Origin of the sequence: Embleya sp. NPDC008237 (assembly GCF_042956465.1) — a bacterium.
Taxonomy (GTDB): domain Bacteria; phylum Actinomycetota; class Actinomycetes; order Streptomycetales; family Streptomycetaceae; genus Embleya.
Genome location: NZ_JBIBGL010000002.1, coordinates 595,156 through 612,159 on the forward strand (window position 1 = coordinate 595,156; position 17,004 = coordinate 612,159).

At 72.5% G+C, this 17,004-nt stretch carries 18 protein-coding genes; 9 read left to right on the top strand and 9 right to left on the bottom strand.

The genetic code is table 11. From position 1 onward, the window contains the following. Positions 1-138: 138 nt before the first annotated feature. Complete coding sequence (locus ACFZBU_RS05820) at positions 139-1,026, bottom strand: class I SAM-dependent methyltransferase (protein ID WP_391582225.1); 888 nt, start codon at positions 1,024-1,026, stop codon at positions 139-141. Between the two features lie 382 nt (positions 1,027-1,408). On the opposite strand from ACFZBU_RS05820, the gene ACFZBU_RS05825 reads away from it, so the two are divergent. The 3 genes from ACFZBU_RS05825 to ACFZBU_RS05835 all read left to right on the top strand — a co-directional run bounded on the left by ACFZBU_RS05825 (position 1,409) and on the right by ACFZBU_RS05835 (position 3,258). After that, positions 1,409-1,813, top strand: coding sequence for a DUF4440 domain-containing protein (locus ACFZBU_RS05825; protein WP_391582226.1), 405 nt, complete (start codon positions 1,409-1,411; stop codon positions 1,811-1,813). 71 nt (positions 1,814-1,884) lie between these two features. Further along, positions 1,885-2,262, top strand: coding sequence for a DUF952 domain-containing protein (locus tag ACFZBU_RS05830; RefSeq protein WP_391582227.1), 378 nt, complete (start codon positions 1,885-1,887; stop codon positions 2,260-2,262). A 393-nt stretch (positions 2,263-2,655) separates the two neighbouring features. Next, positions 2,656-3,258 carry a DJ-1/PfpI family protein gene (locus ACFZBU_RS05835; RefSeq protein WP_391582228.1) on the top strand — a complete coding sequence of 201 codons (603 nt, stop codon included), beginning with the start codon at positions 2,656-2,658 and terminating at the stop codon, positions 3,256-3,258. A 136-nt stretch (positions 3,259-3,394) separates the two neighbouring features. Here the strand turns inward: ACFZBU_RS05835 and ACFZBU_RS05840 are convergent, their stop codons facing one another. Both ACFZBU_RS05840 and ACFZBU_RS05845 read right to left on the bottom strand, forming a co-directional pair. Then, positions 3,395-3,715: a transcriptional regulator gene (locus ACFZBU_RS05840; RefSeq protein WP_391582229.1), complete on the bottom strand. Its 321-nt coding sequence runs from the start codon at positions 3,713-3,715 to the stop codon at positions 3,395-3,397. Next, the gene (locus ACFZBU_RS05845) at positions 3,702-4,307 is read right to left on the bottom strand and encodes a hypothetical protein (RefSeq protein ID WP_391582230.1); all 606 of its coding nucleotides are present in this window, start codon (positions 4,305-4,307) and stop codon (positions 3,702-3,704) included. Before ACFZBU_RS05845 ends, ACFZBU_RS05840 begins: the two co-directional genes overlap by 14 nt. A gap of 201 nt (positions 4,308-4,508) precedes the next feature. On the opposite strand from ACFZBU_RS05845, the gene ACFZBU_RS05850 reads away from it, so the two are divergent. The 5 genes from ACFZBU_RS05850 to ACFZBU_RS05870 all read left to right on the top strand — a co-directional run bounded on the left by ACFZBU_RS05850 (position 4,509) and on the right by ACFZBU_RS05870 (position 10,080). Next, positions 4,509-5,072, top strand: a complete 564-nt coding sequence (locus ACFZBU_RS05850; RefSeq protein WP_391582231.1) for a dihydrofolate reductase family protein — start codon at positions 4,509-4,511, stop codon at positions 5,070-5,072. 181 nt (positions 5,073-5,253) lie between these two features. After that, the gene (locus tag ACFZBU_RS05855) at positions 5,254-6,315 is read left to right on the top strand and encodes an ATP-binding protein (RefSeq protein ID WP_391582232.1); all 1,062 of its coding nucleotides are present in this window, start codon (positions 5,254-5,256) and stop codon (positions 6,313-6,315) included. A 12-nt stretch (positions 6,316-6,327) separates the two neighbouring features. Beyond that, a complete protein-coding gene (locus ACFZBU_RS05860; protein WP_391582233.1) occupies positions 6,328-8,202 on the top strand; it encodes a hypothetical protein in 1,875 nt (624 codons plus the stop codon). A 238-nt stretch (positions 8,203-8,440) separates the two neighbouring features. Next, on the top strand, positions 8,441-8,821 hold the full coding sequence (locus ACFZBU_RS05865) for a DUF4180 domain-containing protein (RefSeq protein WP_391582234.1): 381 nt from the start codon (positions 8,441-8,443) through the stop codon (positions 8,819-8,821). A gap of 467 nt (positions 8,822-9,288) precedes the next feature. After that, on the top strand, positions 9,289-10,080 hold the full coding sequence (locus ACFZBU_RS05870; protein WP_391582235.1) for a glutamate racemase: 792 nt from the start codon (positions 9,289-9,291) through the stop codon (positions 10,078-10,080). A gap of 25 nt (positions 10,081-10,105) precedes the next feature. Here the strand turns inward: ACFZBU_RS05870 and ACFZBU_RS05875 are convergent, their stop codons facing one another. From ACFZBU_RS05875 to ACFZBU_RS05890, 4 genes are all read right to left on the bottom strand, one after another. Then, positions 10,106-10,507: a VOC family protein gene (locus ACFZBU_RS05875; protein ID WP_391582236.1), complete on the bottom strand. Its 402-nt coding sequence runs from the start codon at positions 10,505-10,507 to the stop codon at positions 10,106-10,108. A gap of 177 nt (positions 10,508-10,684) precedes the next feature. Beyond that, positions 10,685-11,431: an ABC transporter permease gene (locus ACFZBU_RS05880; protein WP_391582449.1), complete on the bottom strand. Its 747-nt coding sequence runs from the start codon at positions 11,429-11,431 to the stop codon at positions 10,685-10,687. An 89-nt stretch (positions 11,432-11,520) separates the two neighbouring features. Beyond that, on the bottom strand, positions 11,521-12,672 hold the full coding sequence (locus ACFZBU_RS05885; RefSeq protein ID WP_391582237.1) for an ATP-binding cassette domain-containing protein: 1,152 nt from the start codon (positions 12,670-12,672) through the stop codon (positions 11,521-11,523). A gap of 209 nt (positions 12,673-12,881) precedes the next feature. Then, positions 12,882-13,616: a PadR family transcriptional regulator gene (locus ACFZBU_RS05890; RefSeq protein WP_391582238.1), complete on the bottom strand. Its 735-nt coding sequence runs from the start codon at positions 13,614-13,616 to the stop codon at positions 12,882-12,884. A 283-nt stretch (positions 13,617-13,899) separates the two neighbouring features. Between ACFZBU_RS05890 and ACFZBU_RS05895 the strand changes: the two genes are divergently transcribed. Beyond that, positions 13,900-15,051 carry a serine hydrolase domain-containing protein gene (locus ACFZBU_RS05895; RefSeq protein WP_391582239.1) on the top strand — a complete coding sequence of 384 codons (1,152 nt, stop codon included), beginning with the start codon at positions 13,900-13,902 and terminating at the stop codon, positions 15,049-15,051. A 419-nt stretch (positions 15,052-15,470) separates the two neighbouring features. Here ACFZBU_RS05895 and ACFZBU_RS05900 read toward each other — a convergent pair whose 3' ends face one another. Further along, positions 15,471-16,310, bottom strand: coding sequence for an NAD(P)H-binding protein (locus ACFZBU_RS05900; RefSeq protein ID WP_391582240.1), 840 nt, complete (start codon positions 16,308-16,310; stop codon positions 15,471-15,473). Positions 16,311-16,486: 176 nt separating this feature from the next. Further along, complete coding sequence (locus ACFZBU_RS05905; protein WP_391582241.1) at positions 16,487-16,981, bottom strand: FBP domain-containing protein; 495 nt, start codon at positions 16,979-16,981, stop codon at positions 16,487-16,489. Positions 16,982-17,004: the final 23 nt, after the last annotated feature.

Genomic DNA, 17,004 nt, shown 5'->3' on the forward strand with positions numbered 1-17,004 from the left:
GGGGACACGATCGGCTCGGTGCCGGTCGTAGCCCCGCCCCCGCCGCCCGTTCGGGTGGCCGCGATCGGTCGTGCGTCGTGCCTCGGTCGGGCCGTGGGTCGATGCGGGCTCGGGTGGGCGATGGCGCGGCGGCGTGGGTCACCTTCGGGTGCAGGCGCGGGCGGTGTGGATCGTGGTGGCGGCGAGGTAGAAGGCGTCCGGGCGCCACAGGATGCCGGTGTCGGCGTCGGTGTCGAGCAGGGCGTCCACGGTGGCCAGGTCCTGCTCGTCGAGGCGGTCGGCCAACAGGGCCCGGCGGAGCGTCAGTTCGGCGTACAGGTGTTCGCGCGGCGCGGCGTCCAGCGGCGACGGCAGGTCGATCAGGAACGAGTGCGAACCGGTGGGGACCAGGCCCGCGCGGGCCAGCATGGCCGGCCAGTCCTCGACCTCGGCGCGGGCACCGGGCAGCGCCGCACGCGATTCGGCGAACCAGTCCTCGTGCGCGGCGTCCAGCCGAGCCTGGAGCCCCGGCCGGCCGATGCCGATGTCGCGGGGTAGGAAACGCGGGGCCAGGCCGCGTTCGGCGACCGCGATCACCCCGCCGGGGCGCAACACCCGGGCCAGGGCGTCCAACGCGGCCTGTTGGTCGCCCAGGTGGTGCACCGCGTCGCCGGCCCAGACCAGGTCGGCGCTGCCCAGCGCGTCCAGGTCGGTGGGCAGGTCGACCCGGTGGGTGCGGACCCGGTGGCCCAGGCCCTCGCGCCGGGCCCGGGCGCCGGCTCGGGCCAGCAGGGTCGGGCTGGGTGCGCCGGTGACCACGTCGGCGTTGGGGAAGTAGCGGGCGAGCAGGCAGGAGGCGATGCCCGGGCCGCCGCCGAGGTCGAGGATGCGGTCCACCCGGGCCAGCGTGTGGTCGCCGTACAGCGCGAGATCGCGCAGGCGCGCGGCGGCCTGTTCCAGGAACGGGGCGTGCAACTCGGCCTCGCTGTCGAGGTGCCGGCCGACGGCGTCCGGATCCAGGTCGTCCGGGCTGGGGTGGATGGTCATCGCTGGGTCTCCCGAGGTCGGGGCGCTCATCGCGGTGGGCGGCCGGGTCCGATCTTGTGCGTTGCGGGAGACAACGTCGGCGCATGGGCGCGGTAATCCATGGCGATGGCGGGGGGTTCGATGCGGGGCGGCTCGGGAGGCGGGTGTGGGGGCGGGCGATGCGCGGGACCGGGCCGGGTCGAGGCGGGTTGGTGCCTGGCGGGGCGGGGGATGGGGCGCCGGAGCGGATACGTTTGCGTGGTGCGTGCGGCGTGGTGCGAGTCGGGTGGCGAGGGCGCGACGGGTGTCCTGCCCGGCGGTTCGACGGGTACGACGCGTTCGACGGGTACGACGGCGACAGGTTCGACAGGGGAGTGGGATGTCGGTGACGGAGGCGGGGGCTGTGGAGCACGATGCTGTCGCGTGTCGAGCGGAGATCGTCCGGCTGCACGTGCTGATCGAGGGCCTGCTCACCGGCGCCGGCGGCGATGCGGTCGGATTCGCGCTCGCGCACGCACCGGACTTCACCCTGGTCGAGCCCGGCGGCGGCACGCTGTCCCGGCCCGAGGTGCTGGCGATGGTCGAGGGGGCACGGGGTGTGTTGCCGGGCTTGCGGATCGGCATCGAGGACGTGCGGGTGGTGGCGTCGGCGAGCGAGTTCGTGGTGGCGTCGTACCGCGAGGTGCAGGTGCGGGCGGACGGCGGCGGCGATGTGCGGGCCGCGACTGTGGTGTTCGAGCGGGATGCGTCGGCGGTGCACGGGCTGCGGTGGCGGCATCTGCACGAGACGTGGGTCGAACGCTCCTGAGGGCCGCGCGGGTGGATCCGGTGGGCCGGCGGGGTCAGGCGGGTCGGCGGTGCCTGTCTTAGGGTCGAGGGATGAGCGACGAGACCGTCTACAAGCTGGTGGGCACCGACGAATGGGCGACCGCAACGCGGCGCGGGGTGTTCGAAGGGGCCGGGATCGACCTGGTGGACGGGTACGTGCACCTGTCCACGCAGACGCAGGTGGCCGAGACGGCGCGTCGCCACTTCGCCGGCCGTGACGCGTTGACCCTGGTCGCGGTGGATCCGGGTGCGCTGGGGTCGGCGCTGCGCTGGGAACCTTCGCGGGGCGGTGACCTGTTCCCGCACGTGTACGGCCCGGTGGAGCCGGCCGCGGTGCGCTGGGCCGAGCCGCTGGAACTGCCCGCGACGCCCGACGGCGACGCGGTCGCCGAGGCGGTCCGACGGGTCTTGCGGGCGCGCGGGCACTGACCGCGATGGAGTGACCCTGCGTGATCGCAGAGGGATGCGGCGGATGGGACGAAGATGACGCCGGAGATGGCGGAGGACGTCGCGGAGTAATCATGTGTGACGCCCCCACCTGCGGTGAAGCGATGGCGCAATTCGTGGGATACGTGTCGTGGACGCCACGATCGGCGTGCGCGACGCTGGAGGGGGGAGAGAGCGCGAGTCGTTTTCGTTGCCTTCGACCCGTTCCGGTCGTCGGATCGGGTCGGTCCCTACGACGTTCGCCGACGTGCCGCTGTGGGGGACCCGTTCAGCGGGCGACCTGCTGCGTGGTGCGGCGGACGCGGTGTCGGCCGACCCCGGCGCCCGTGTGTCGGCTGCGTCGGTTGTATCCACTGAATCGATGAAGGAGACGTTGTGACCACCTACGGGCTGTTGGCGTTCGAGGGACTCGAAGAGCTCGATCTGGTCGGGCCCTGGGAGGTGTTCACCGCGTCCGCGATGTTGCGCGAGGGCGCGGACACCGTCACCACGATCGCAGCCGACACCGAACCGGTGCGCTGTGCCAAGGGATTGCGCTTGATACCCGAGCACACCTTCGCCGACCATCCGCGTCTGGACGTGCTGTTGGTGCCGGGCGGCGTCGGGACGCGGACCGAGGTGGACCACGAGGCGTTGATCGGGTGGATCGCACGTACCGCGAGCGATGCCGCCTGGGTGACGAGCGTGTGTACCGGAGCGCTGCTGCTGCACGAGGCCGGCCCCGCGCGGGGGCGCCGGGTGGCCACCCACCACACGTTCGAGGACGCCCTCGCGGCACGCGGCGACATCACCGTGGTCCGCGACGCCCGCTACGTCGTGGACGGCAACCTGGTCACCAGCCAGGGCGTTTCCGCCGGTATCGACATGGCGCTGTGGCTGGTCGGACGCCTGCACGGAGTCGAGCACGCCCGCGCGGTACGCCGCTACATCCAGTACGAGCCGGCCCCGCCGTACCTGGCGGACGCCCCTGGGGCCTGACACCGGGCCGGACCGGACCGCGCCGAACGTCGTGCGGGTCACGGTCGGCGCGGCAGCGGGTCGTGGTCCGGATGCGAAGCGGCGCGGTGGGTCGGGTCGGGATGCGGAGCGGCGTTCGGGTGGGGTCGAAGTCGGGCTATTCCGAGGGGGATTGCGCCGAGAAGTTGCGCAGGCGGTCCAACCGGTCCCAATGTCGGCCGATGCGCTCCCGGCCGGTCGCGGTCAGGGCGACGTTCGTGTTGGGCTTCCGGTGTACGAACCGCTTCTCGATCGTGACCAGTTCGGCCTCGGCCAGTCTGGTCAGGTGGCTGGAGAGGTTGCCCTTGGTCAGTCCGGTCGCGCGCTGCAGGAACACGAAGTCGGCGGACTCCACGGTGGACAGCACCGTCATGATGGCCAGCCGGCCCGGTTCGTGGATCAGCCGATCGAGGATCGGCCCGTCGCTAGGCGCCGCCATCGTCACCGCCGAGTGCGGGACCCTGGGCGGGACCGAAGGCGCGCTGGAGCGCCGCATGATCGAGGACCCCCGTCACTATCGTTGCCACGCCGACGAGCATAAGACCTCCATTGATCTTGCCCGTCGCCCCCACATCCCCCCAGATCGGCAAGAGACCGGCCGCCCCGACGGTGCCCCAGATGGCCACATGGTGCGGCCTCGGACGCATGCCGACGGCGTAGGAGACGTACATCACCGACGCGAACGCGGCGGTGGTGGTGCAGACCGGCAGGACGACCCGCCAGTCCAGGGTCACCGCGCCGGCCACCAGGGCCGCACCCGCGGCGGTGACGATCGCGGCCCTGGTGCGGTCTCGGCCCGACGGAGTGATCCGACCGTAGTGCTCGGCGTAGTAGCGGGTCACCCACAGGTGCACCGCCCCGGCCACCACCACCAGTGCCCCGGCGGTCCAGGTGACCCAGGCGTGGTCCAGCGGTTCCCACCTCAGGTTCGTCAGCCCGGCGACGATGATCAGGACGCCCGCCGGGACCGAGAGCAGACCTCTGAGGTACGAGTAGTCCGCCGCCGCCGATTCGAGGCTCTTACGATCCATCGTGGCCCTCCCCAAACTGGTTTGTGCCACAGACTCTACGGGTCGGGAACGAGCTTGCAAACAGGTTTGTGTCACAAACTTGGCGCGGGGATCCTGGGCGGTCGGGAGATGGGACGGGCTGGGCGTGGGCGGTGGCGGGCAGGGTGCGGCGCGGGGCGATGGGGGTCGTACTGTCGAACCCGGCACCGAGGAGGACTTCCGATGCGTAGCGTGACCTATTCGATGAGCGTCTCCCTGGACGGCTACATCGCCGGGCCGGACGGCGGCTTCGACTGGACGACGCCCGACGAGGAGGTCTTCCGGTTGGCCACCGACGAGGTGCGGGCGGTCGGTGTCCACCTGTTGGGGCGACGGCTGTACGAGACGATGCTGTACTGGGAGACCGTCGAGCAGAATCCATCGCTCGACTTCTCGACGCTCGCATTCGCCGCGATCTGGAAGCCGCTCCCCAAGGTGGTGTTCTCCACCACGCTCTCGGCGGTACAGGGCAATGCCCGCCTGGCCTCCGGCGGCCTGGCGGAGGAAATCGAGCGGTTGCGAGCCGAACCGGGCGACGGCGACATCGCGATCGGCGGCGCGACTCTCGCCGCCGAGGCGGCCGCGTCGGGTCTGATCGACGAGTACCGGGCCAGGGTCTACCCGGTGCTGGTCGGCGGTGGCGTTCCGTTCTTCCCCCGGCACGAACACCGGGCGGATCTCGAACTCGTCGAGACCCGCGCCTTCGGCTCGGGAGTCGTCTACCTCCGCTACCGCGTGGCGCGTTAGCCGGCCGGCCGAGACGTCCGCCGCGTATTCGTCCCGGGCCCGATTCGGTCGTCCCGGGGCGTCGCCGGGCGGGAAAATCGGGCGACAGGTGTGGGGTTGGGCGGCAGTATTCGGGGGGCGGTCGCCGCTGTTCCCGCGGTGGTGTTCTGCCGGAACTTCCGTGCTCTGTGGAAAGGTTGCCGTGCAGGCCGCGCATACGATCACGCCCGCCCTATTGCCCGAGGTCTTGTTGCATACCGCGCTGGTGCGGCCGGTTTTCGTATGGGGGGCGCCCGGGATCGGGAAGTCCTCGTTGGTTCGGGATTTCGCCCGATCGCTCGGGCTGGAGTGTGTGTCGTTGCTCGGCACCCAGTTGGCTCCCGAGGACCTGATCGGCGTACCGCAGATCGTGGACGGGCGCAGTCGGTTCTGTCCGCCCGAGCAGATCGCCCGGGACGAGCCGTACTGCCTGTTCCTCGACGAACTCAACGCCGCGTCGCCGGATGTGCAGAAGGCGTTCTACTCGCTGATCCTGGACCGCCGGATCGGCTCCTACACGCTGCCGGCCGGCTCCGTGGTGATCGGCGCGGGCAACCGGGCGAGCGACAACGCGCTGGCTCGACCGATGTCCTCGGCGCTGATCAATCGCCTGGTGCACATACATTTGCGTGCCTCGGTCGACGACTGGCTGACCTGGGCCGCCGAGAACGGCATCCACCCGTGGATCCTGGACCATGTGCGGGCCCGGCCGGACCACCTGTGGAGCGCGCCGCCCAAGACCGAGGAGGCGTTCTCCACGCCGCGTGCGTGGCACATGCTCTCCGACGGGCTGTACTCCTTCGGCCCGGACATCACCGACGAACACGTCCGGCTGCTGGCACACGGCACGCTCACCCCCACCCACGCCGCCGCGTTCCTGGGCTTCCTCAAGACCGTGCGCAACGCGTACGGCCTGGATGCCATCGTCAAGGGGGACGCCCGCTGGCCGGCCGCGCCCGCCGACCGCGATCTGCTGTTCTTCCTGGTGGAAAGCTTCCGTGCGCGGCTGGCCAAGGACCTGCCCGCGGACCGTCGGCACGTCTCGCCCGCGCTGCGCGACTTCGCCTTCCGCGCCAAGGCCCTCCTGGTCGAACTCGCCGAGATCTCCCTGGAGATGGCCCAACTCGTGATCGCCGAGGACGACACCGGCGCCGCCCCGCTGCCCGCGTGGTTCCTCGTCGAGACCGCCCGCGACCTGCCGCGCCTGGTCGGCGCGCGGCGCTGAGCGGCCGGGCCGATGTCCGCGCGCCGCGCCCGCAAACCCGAGGTCGACCAAGCGCAACGAGCCCTGAAGGCGCAGAACGCCGGTTGGAAGCTGGCCTGCGTCCCGCCACTGGACCACGTCGGCGGATCGGCGAGACACGCCCACGCCAACCAGGCCCCCGGCGCGCTCGGCTACGTCACCAGTCGCGGCCTCCTCGTGGTCGATCGGCACCGCTACGTGCCGCCCACCGCGTGGGCCCGCGGCTACACCCACCTGCTGCTGCACCTGGCCATGGGCCACCTGGACCCGGACCACCTCGCCGAGGTCGGCCTGGGCGATCCGGCCGCCGAGATCGACGCCGCGTACGGCACCGCGTGCTGCGTCGCGGTACACCACTTCGCCGCCGGCCTGGGCATCGGCACGCCCCTGGACGACCTGCCCGAACTGCCCGTCGGCGACGAGCGCGAACTCACCGACCGCTGGCGCCGTGAGGGCGTCCCCCCGGCGCTGCGCCGCATCGGTGTCAACGGCGACTCGCCCTGCATGTGGCGCAGCCCGCCCTCCGCGAGCGCCGCGCCGCCGCCGGACTGGTCCGCCCTGCTGGCCCGCGGCCTCGTCCGCATGGTCGCCGGCTCGCTCGACTCCGCGGCCGGCGAGAGCAACCGGCGAACCGCCCGCGCCGACGGCCCCTGGGACCGGGCGCTGTCCTGGTTCGTCTCCTCCTACCCCCTCCTGGGCGCCCTCGCCGCCGGCCTCACCGTCGTCGCCGACGCCGAACTGGCCCGTTCCTGGGACATCACCATCGCCGCCGTCGACGCCGAGCACGGCGAGATCTACGTCAACCCGCACGCCGGCCTGAGCGTCGAGGAATGGCGCTTCGTCCTCGCCCACGAGATGTTGCACGCCGCGCTGCGGCACGACCGCCGGCGCGAGCACCGGGACGCGCACCTGTTCAACGTGGCGTGCGACTACGTGATCAACGGGTGGCTGGTGGAGATGGGCGTCGGAGTGTTGCCGGACGGGCTGCTGTACGACGCCCGCCTTGCCGGCCTGTCCGCCGAGTCGGTGTACGACACGCTGACCACCGACCTGCGCCGGGCCCGCAAGCTGCGTACCCCCGGCTCGCGCGAGCACGGCGACATGCTGGGCGAGTGGCTCTCCGAACCGGGCGCCGCGTCCCGGCGGTCGAGCCGACGGGGGCGGTCGGGGACACTGCCGGGGGCAGGTGGGCCCGGCGGTTCGTTCGTCGACCTGGACGCGTTCTATCGGCGCGCGCTCGCCACCGGGCTGGCCTACCACGATCCCGGCCGCGGACTGCTGCCCGCCGGGCTGATCGAGGAGATCCGCACGCTCGAACAGCCGCCGCCCGCATGGGACGTACGACTGGCCCGCTGGTTCGACGAGCACGTGCGGCGCCCCGAGTCCGCACGCAGCTACACCCGGGCGAGCCGGCGCCAGGCGTCCACGCCCGACATCCCGCGGCCCGGGCGGATCCGGCCCTCGGACGTCGACCGGCTGTGTACGTTCGGCGTGGTCCTGGACACCTCCGGTTCGATGGATCCGGTACTGCTGGGCAAGGCATTGGGCGCGATCGCGTCGTACGCCACCGCGCGGGACGTGCCGGCCGCGCGCGTGGTGTATTGCGACGCCGCCGCCTACGACGCGGGCTATCTGCCGGTCGAGGACATCGCGCACAGGGTGCGGGTGCGCGGACGCGGCGGCACGGTGTTGCAGCCGGGGATCCGGCTCCTGGAGGGCGCCGCGGACTTCCCCGCGGACGGCCCGATCCTGGTGGTCACCGACGGGCAGTGCGATGTGCTGCGGGTGCGGCGCGAACACGCCTTCCTGGTCCCGGCGGGCGCCCGGCTGCCGTTCACGGCGCGCGGGCCGGTGTTCCGGGTTCGCTGAGGCGGGCGGCGGCAGCCGAACGCGACGGAGAACTCGGCTTGCACGGGCGACGATTGCGCGCCTCGGCAGGCGAGCGCGTACCCCGAATACCCGAGGCCGCAGCCCGGTGCTCCCGGCCGGGGCCGCGGCCCGCCGGCCGGAATCTCGGATGCGGTGGGCCGGCCCGGCGACCAGACTCGGAGACCGGTCGCCGCAAAACGGGACCGCCGTATCGGAGTTCGGAAGGACGTTGCTCGACATGCCCGACACCATGGAAACCCTGCACGACACCTCGGTGTGGATCTGCGCCCCGGAGGGCGCGCCGATCCGGTCGGTAGGCGACGCCCTCGATCTGATCGGCGAGGCGGGCTACCGGGGCGCGAGCTGGGTCGTACTGCCGACGGCGCGCCTGGACCCGGACTTCTTCCGGCTGCGCACCGGCGTGGCCGGCGAGGTGTTGCAGAAGTTCGCCAACTATCGGATGGGGGTGGCCATCCTGGGCGACGTCACCGAGCACACCACCGCGAGCGAGGCGCTGACCGACTTCGTCCGCGAGTGCAACCGGGGCAGGCAGGCGTGGTTCGTGCCCGACCTGGACGCCTTCACCGGCCGCCTCGAGGAGGAGGGCTCCAACCCGTGAACGCGGCCCGCCCCGGCCTCGACGAACTCGGCTCCCCGATCCCCGGCGTGCGCCGACTCGCGGCGCTCACCGGGGCGGGCATCTCCACCGGATCCGGTATCCCCGACTTCCGCGGCCCGCACGGCGTCTGGACCCGCGACCCCGCGCGCGAGCAGGACACCCACCGCAAACGGCACACCACCGACCCGTCCGCACGAGCCCGCCCGGGGCGGGACCTGGCCGGGCCGACCCCGCCCGCCCCGGCGCCGCCCACCGGACGCTCGCCCGGGCGCGGGCCCACATCGTCACGCAGAACGTCGACGGTGACCGGGGGAGCCGGTGGTTGGGGGGCGGGGGTCGGGATCGGGCGGCCGACGGTCGGTGGTCGGGTGCCGGATCGGGCATCGAGCGGGCCGTGTCGGGTGGCACCACGCCCACGAACGCGCCCCTCGTCGGGTGCGTGGGTCGGGGCGACTAGGTTGGACGGCATGCTTGTGGCGTTGATCGATTCCGGGACGGGACTGTTGCCGACGGCGGGGTGGCTGCGACGGTTGCGGCCCGACCTCGACCTGCTGCTGTGTATGGACCCCGACCACATGCCGTGGGGCGACCGTGGCGAGGCGGTGATCACCGGGCGGGTGCTGGCCGCCGCGGACCTGGCCGCCGAGCGCGGCGCCGAGGGCATCGTGGTGCCGTGCAACACCGCGACCGTGACCGCGCTGGACGCCCTGCGCGCACGCTGCGAGCCCGCCGTGCCGGTGGTGGGCACCGTGCCGGCGATCAAGCCCGCCGCCGGATCGGGCGCCCCGTTCGCGGTGTGGGCCACCGTCGCCACCACGGCCAGTGCGTATCAGGCCCGGCTGATCGAGGAGTTCGCCGCCGGGCGCACCGTGGAGCGGGTGGCCTGCCCCGGTCTGGCCGAGGCGATCGACCGGGCCGACGAGGCGGCCGTCGAGACCGCCATCGCCGATGCCGCGCGGCGTACCCCCGCACATTGCGCCGGCGTGGTCCTGGGCTGTACGCACTACCCGCTCGTCGCCGACCGGATCGCCGCCGCGCTGCCCGCCGGAGTGGGGCTGTACGACAGCGCCGAGGCGGTCGCGCGGCAGACGCTGCGCCGGCTGGGCCTGACCGAGGACCAGGACGCGCTGCCCGGCACGATCGAGGTCACCCTGAGCGGACGTCCCGGCCTGCTGCCGCCGAACGCGCTGGCCTATCCCCTCGGCCGCGCGCTCGCCGCCGGCGGTCGGCCGGCGCCCGCCCGCCCGCAGCCGGCCTGAGCCGACGCGGGGCCGACGACCCGCGCTACACGTTCCAGGTCCGGGTGCACAGCACCAGCTGATAGCCGTCGGGGTCGACGACGGTGACGCCGTATTCGTCCCAGTACGGGTTGTGCGCGGTGGTCCGGGTGCCGCCGGCCGCGACCAGCCGGTCGACCAATGCGGGGTCGATCGGGGCGCCGAGATAGAGCACGAAGAGGTCCTCGGCCGTGGGCGTGGGCGGCAGCGGGTTCTCCGGGTCGATGGTCAACTCGAAGTGCCAACTGCCGCCCGGGATGCCGACCATGACCAGGTCCCACTCGCCGGAGACGCGCTCGGTGGTGCGCCACAGGACTTCCAGCCCCAGGCCCTCGACGTAGAAGCGTTCGGCGGCGGCCAGGTCGCGCGAGGGGCGGGCGACGCGTACGTGCGTGTCGGTGCTGATCATGCGGGTGAGATTAGCGGGTGGCCGCCGACCCCCGACGGCGTGTGCCGACCCCGACTGGGCCGGCCGCCGACCGTCCGCCGCCCGCTCGCCGACCACCCGTGGACCGGGCGGATCCGGGCGGATCCGCGACGGTCCGCGGGCATGACGCCGGCCGAGCGGGGGCGTGCAACCGGTGTGTTACACCGACTTCCGGTACCCGTGGAACGTGCGCATCGACACCCACACCGCGAACGCCGCCAACGCGACCAGGGCCGCGCCGCGTCCGGCGACCAGGGTCCAGTCGGGGTCGGCGCGCATGGCCGAACGGGTCGCCGTCAACGCCCAGTCGAGGGGATTGAAGCGCGCGATCGCCCGCATCCAATCCGGCATCCGGGACGGCGGCATGAACGCCGACGACATGAACGTGAGCGGCAGCAGCAGGAACGTGTTCAGCGCGATCACGGTCTCGCGTTCGCGGGCCACCATACCCACCGCATTGGAGAAGGCGCCGAACACCGTGCCCAGTACCGAGGACACCCCGATCAGCACCAGAACCCCGGCGAACCCACCCGGATAGTGCGCGCCGGCCAACCGGCCCAGGCCGATCATCACCAACGATTGGAACGCGGTGGAGCAGCCCTGGGCCACCACGTTCGCGTTGACGAGCGCACTGCGCCGGAGCGGGGTGACCAGGAAGCGGTTGAGGGTGCCGCGCTCGATCTCCTCCAGGATGCCCATGCCGGCCCACATGTTGGCGGACACCGCGTTCATCACCACCACGCCCGGGACCAGGTAGTCGAGGTAGGACCCGGCGCCGAAGCCGGGCAGGTCGGCGATGTCGCGGAAGAGTTGGCCGAAGAGGAAGAGCCAGATCACCGGCTGGATCAGGGTGATCACCAGGTAGGCGGGCTGACGGACGAAGACCCGGAACTGACGGTCGGTCATGTACCAGGTGTGGGTGATCGTCTCGCGCAGAGCCCCGACACTCGGGACGTGCGTGGTGCCCGCGGTGGTGGGGACGCCGGCTGCGGTGGTCATCGCGTCTCTCCTTCGGCGGCGTCGATACGGAGGTTGTCGGCTGCGGTGGTCCCGGCATCGGCGCCGTCGGGTGCGTCCGCCGCGTCCGCCGCGTCCGCCGTACTCGCCGTGTCCGCCGCGTCGAAGCGGCGGCCGGCGTGCCGCAGGTAGACGTCGTCGAGGGAGGGGCGGGCCACCGTGACCGCGCCGACCCGGGCGCCGGCGTGGTCGAGTGCCGCCAACACTTCGGGTACCGCGGCGGCACCGTTGTCCGCGCGGGCATGCACCGCGCGGACATCGACGGTGATCTCGCGGATGCTCGGCACCCGGGCCAGCGCGTCGCGCACCGCGGGCCCGGCCGGGTCGAGCAGGTCCACGTGCACCGCGTCGCCGCGCAATCCGGACTTGAGCTGTTCGGGGGAGCCCTCGGCGACCACCCGGCCGTGGTCGACGATGGCCAGTCGCGCGGCGAGCCGGTCGGCCTCGTCGAGGTAGTGCGTGGTGAGCAGGATGCTCAGACCCTCGCCGGCCAGGCTGCCGATCTCGTCCCACATGTCGGCGCGGGCCTCGGGATCGAGGCCGGTGGTGGGCTCGTCCAGGAAGAGCACCTCGGGATGGTGGACCAGACCCAGCGCCACATCCAGCCGGCGCTGCATGCCGCCGGAGTAGGTGCGCACCGGGCGGCGCCCGGCCTCGGCCAGGCCGAAGCGGTCCAGCAGGTGGTCGGCGCGCCGGCCCGGCTCGCGACCGCGCAGGCCGAACAGGTGCCCGGTCAGGATCAGATTCTCCCGAGCGGTGGCGGCCGGGTCGGCGCCGGAGCGCTGGGCGACCACGCCGATGGCCCGGCGGACCCGCGCCGGGTCCCGGGCCACGTCGTGCCCGGCGACCCGGGCCGTACCGGAGTCGGCGGCGGCCAGCGTGGTGAGAATCTTGACGGTGGTGGACTTGCCCGCGCCGTTGGGCCCGAGCAGGCCGAAGACGGTGCCGGGCGCGACGCTCAGGCTCAGCCCGGCCAGCGCCCGGACGCCCTGAGGGCTGCCCTTGAGCGGATAGGTCTTGACGAGATCGTGCGCCTCGATCGCGGGCGCGCCGGTGCCGGCGAGGCCGACGTGTCCGGGCGCGCGACCGTCGTGGACGGTTGCCGCCGTCCGTGCGGTGTGCTGCTCCATGCTGGAGTGGATCCCTCCGGTCGACATTCGGTACGGCGACGCCGCGTGGCTCGCCGACCTGCGACAAGAGGACCGGGGATACGATGAGTTCGGTGCACCTCGTATGTGCCGGTCCCTGTTGCCGCAGGGTTTCGGTGCGAGGTTCCCGGCCCTCGGGAGCGGTGTTCGAGCACCGCCCGGGGGCCTTTTTTCGGTCCGGGGTCGTGGTTTTACCGGGTGGGGTCGTCGGTGCCGGCTCCCCGATCGTGCTCGGTGGGTTCAGTGGGCTCGCCGACCTCGTCGAGTTCGCCGAGTTCGGCGGGTAGGACTGCTTGGGCTGCGGTGTCCATGTCGGCCCAGCGGGAAGGTGTTTCGCCGGTCGCGCGGAAGTGGCGCCACTCGGTGACACCGGAGAGGCTGTCGTCCGCGATCTCGGCGAGCAGGCCGCGCACCCAGCGTGCCTCGGCCTCGGCCATGGCCAGTTCGTACTCGTTCTCGATCAGGAACACCCTGGGCAGAAAGCTCGTGAGCTCCGCGAGTTCGGCGCGCCCGCGTGCGACGTGGGCGTCGATGGCTTCGACGCGACGCCCGAGCAGGTCGGTCACCTCGTCCGGGGCGAGCACGCCCATCAGGGACAGGGCGGCCTCGAAGCGCGGGAACTCGTGCACCCGAACGGACAGCAGCTCGCTCAGCCACTCGCGCATCTCGGCGTCGCCGGCCTCGGTCACCGCATAGGTGGTGCGCTCCGGCCGGCGGCCCTCACGGTCGACCCCGGTGGCGGCGATCAGACCGTGCTTCTCCAGGTTGCGGACCACGGTGTACAGCGAGCCGTAGTTGATCTTGATGCTGTTTTCCTTGCCCCGACTGCGCAACAGCTGGGCGATCTCGTACGGATGGCGTGGCTGCTCGGCGACCGTCACCAGCACGGCGAGTGCCAGCGGGTTGTCGATCCTGCGCCGGGCCATGGACCGCCTCCGGGAGAGTGCGAATACTCGTCACCGAATATACGACTGCGGGTAGCCGGAGTCCAGGACCGCGCGAAGGTCGGGGACGACGGATGGGGGCGCTCATTCGGGCGGGTCGCACGGATGGCATGCCATCGGGCGAGACGCCATCGGGCGGATCGCAGTCGGACGGGCCTCCGTCGGGCGGGCGCGAATTCGCGGGGACGGATGGTCGGCGAGGCGGAATTTCGGTGGCGTGCATCGGGGTTGGCGTTCGGTGAACGTCCGAGATCATGGGGGAAGCATGTCGAGCGAGATGGTGGTGTCGGGGAGCGTCGCGGCGGGATTCGAGGAGGTTCGGACCGAATTCGCCGCCGCCCTGGCCGAATTGCCGGACGAGCCGGGAGCCCAGCTCGCGGTGTACCGGGACGGTCGCCGTGTGGTCGACCTGTGGGCGGGGGAGGGGGTCAGGGGGGACACGCTGACCCCGGTCTACTCGACCACCAAGGGCGCCGCGCATCTGGTGGTGGCGCTGCTCGTGCAGGACGGTGTACTGGACCTCGACCGCGTCGTCGCGCACTACTGGCCGGAGTTCGCCGCATACGGCAGGGGCGGACTCACGCTGCGCGAACTGCTGGCCCACCGCTCCGGGACGGTCGGGGTGGACGGCGGGTTCACCCTCGCGGAACTGGCCGACGACCGGCTGCTCGCCGAGCGCCTGGCCGGCCACCGGCCGTTCTGGGAGCCGGGCACGGCGTACGGCTACCACGCCTTCGTGATCGGGGCGCTCACCGGCGAGGTGGTGCGCCGGGCCACCGGGCGTTCGCTCCAGGAGATCTACGAAGAGCGTGTGCGTGCGCCGCACGACCTGGACATGTACCTCGGCCTGCCCCTCGAACTGGAGGCCCGCACGCTGGACATGTTGCCGATGCAGCCCACCCCGCAGCAGCGGGCCCGGATCGCCGCCGACGCGCCCGATCGGTTCGGCCGTACCGGAGTCGCCTTCAACCTGAACGCCGAACCGGCCACGGACCTGGTCGAGTTCGCCAACACGCGCGAGGTGCGCGCGCTGGGCCCGGCCTCCTCGGGCGGTGTCGGCAACGCACGCGGGCTGGCCGGGATGTACGCGGCCGCGATCTCCGGTCTGGACGGTCGGCCGGCGCTGCTCAAGCCGGACACCGTCGCCGAGTTCGCGCACGTGCGCTGGGGCGGCACCGATCTGGTCACCGGCGAGCACGACCACTTCGCGCTGGGATTCGAGGCATTGGGCCTGCGCTACGAGTTCCTGGGCGACGACGCGTTCGGCCACAGCGGTGCGGCCGGCTCACTGGGCTTCGCCGACCCCCGAAGCGGCACCGCCTACGCCTACACCCGACGTCGCTTCGCCTACCCGGGCGGCGCGGCCCCGGAGAACACCCGGCTCGCGGCGGCGGTCTTCCGGTCGATCGGCGCCTGACTCGGACGGCCGTGTGCGGCCGGCCGGGAACCGTTTTCCGGTCGGCCGCACACGGCCGTGCCCGCGCGGATCGTCTCTTGCTCCCTCTCCCGTGCCCGGTCCGCTGTCGTGGCCCCGGGCAGGGGTGGGGCATTCAGGCTCGGCGCGCCGTCGGGGTCCGCGCCATTGGGCCGCGCAAACCGCCGGCCACCCGTGCGCCGCCGGGCCCCTACGTCCCCCGCGGCCCCGCCGTGGGCCCTCCGCCCCGCCCCGGATTGCGCCGCACCCCCGGCCTCGTCGAGCCGCCTTTCGCCTCATCTCCCGGCTTCCGCGCCGTGCCGCGCAACCGGAGGCTGTCCCCGGCGTGGGCTGTTCCCCCGCCGTCTGCGCGCTGCGCCCTCTCCGCGCCGCCCCCTCTCCGCCCCGCGACGCGCGGTGGGTCAGCTGAAGTCGGGGCGGTGGTCCCGGGCCCAGGTTTCGAAGGAGCGGGCCGGGGTGCCGGTCAGGTCCCGGATCGTGGTGGTGATCAGCGGTGTTTCGGCGGGTGCGTCGGCCCCGGCGAGGAGCGCGTCGACGAGGGCCGGCGGGCGGCCGTCGGCGAGCATCCGGGCTCGCGCGGCGGCCACCGGGACCGGCTCGAAGCGCAGCGTCCGGCCGATCGCCGCGCCGATCAGCCGGACCTGGTCGGCCCGGCCGACCACCTCCGGACCGGTCAGGACGTACGTGGCCCCCGCGTGGCCGTCCTCGGTGAGCACGCGGACCGCCGATGCGGCGACGTCGCGTTCGTGCACGACCGGCTTGGCGGCCAGGTCCGGGCCGCGGACGACGCCGGACTCGCGGATCTGGCCGGCCCACCCCAGGGCGTTGCTCGCGATGGTCTCCGCTCGGAGGAAGGTCCACGCGGCGGTCGACTTCGCGATCACGCCTTCCATCCCGGCGTGTAGCCCGCTGATCGGGTCGCCCTGGCGGTCGACGTCGTCGCGCACGCGCGAGGAGGAGAGGTAGACGACGCGATCGGTGTGCGCGGTGACCGCGTCCAGCACGCCGGGCGCGCCCTCGGTGGTGAGAAAGGGCCAGATCAGGAACACCGCCTCGACCCCGGTCAGAGCCGCCGCGAGGGTGTCCGGCTCGGCCAGGTCCCCGGCCGCCACCTCGACCTCGGCGGGCAACCCCGCCGCCTCCGGACGACGCGCCAGGGCCCGCACGGGAACTCCCGCGGCCAGTAGTTGCCCGACCACCTGTCGGCCGACGTTTCCGGTTGCCCCGGTCACCAGAATCATGTGCGAGTTCCTCGTGGTTGGAAGACGGTTGGTCCCATCTCGTCGAGAGTGATCTTGCAACCTCGACGCCACTCGAGGTCAAGGCCTTTCGGCCGGTCCCGGGTCCGAGGTCGAATCCGCGACCGGATGCGGGACCGGCCGCCCGATGATCCGGACCCCGAGGCACGGGCGGCGGTCTACTCGATGACCTTGGCCAGGAATGCCGACAGGTTGCTTCGGGTGCGTTCGATCTGTTCGGCCAGGGTCAGGGACTCCTCGAAACGCCCGCCGGGCGCCGGGGCCTTGAGGCCGCGGGTGTACAGGGAGCAGGCGAGGTCGGTGCAGATGTATACGCCGAACGAATTGCCGTCCCGGCCCGCCCGCCCGGTCTTGCGCGCGGTCATCAGCGAGACGCCGCGGCCCGGGTGCGTGGTCAGGCACAACGAGCACATGCTGCGGTGCAGGTAGCCTCGCTGCTGGGCGGGAAAGCGCAGGGCGAGGCCGACGATCCCGCCCCGGTATTCGGTGACCAGATAGGTGCGGTCGGGTGCCCCCGGATCTCCCCAACCCAGGAAATCCAGGTCGGCCCACGGGCGTTCGGCCAGGTCACGGGGTACCGGAAGGCGCTGTGCGGCACCTTTGGAACAGTTGACGAACGACGTACGGATGTCCTGCTCGGTGAGTGGGTTCATGCGGCGGAAACTAACAGTGCCTA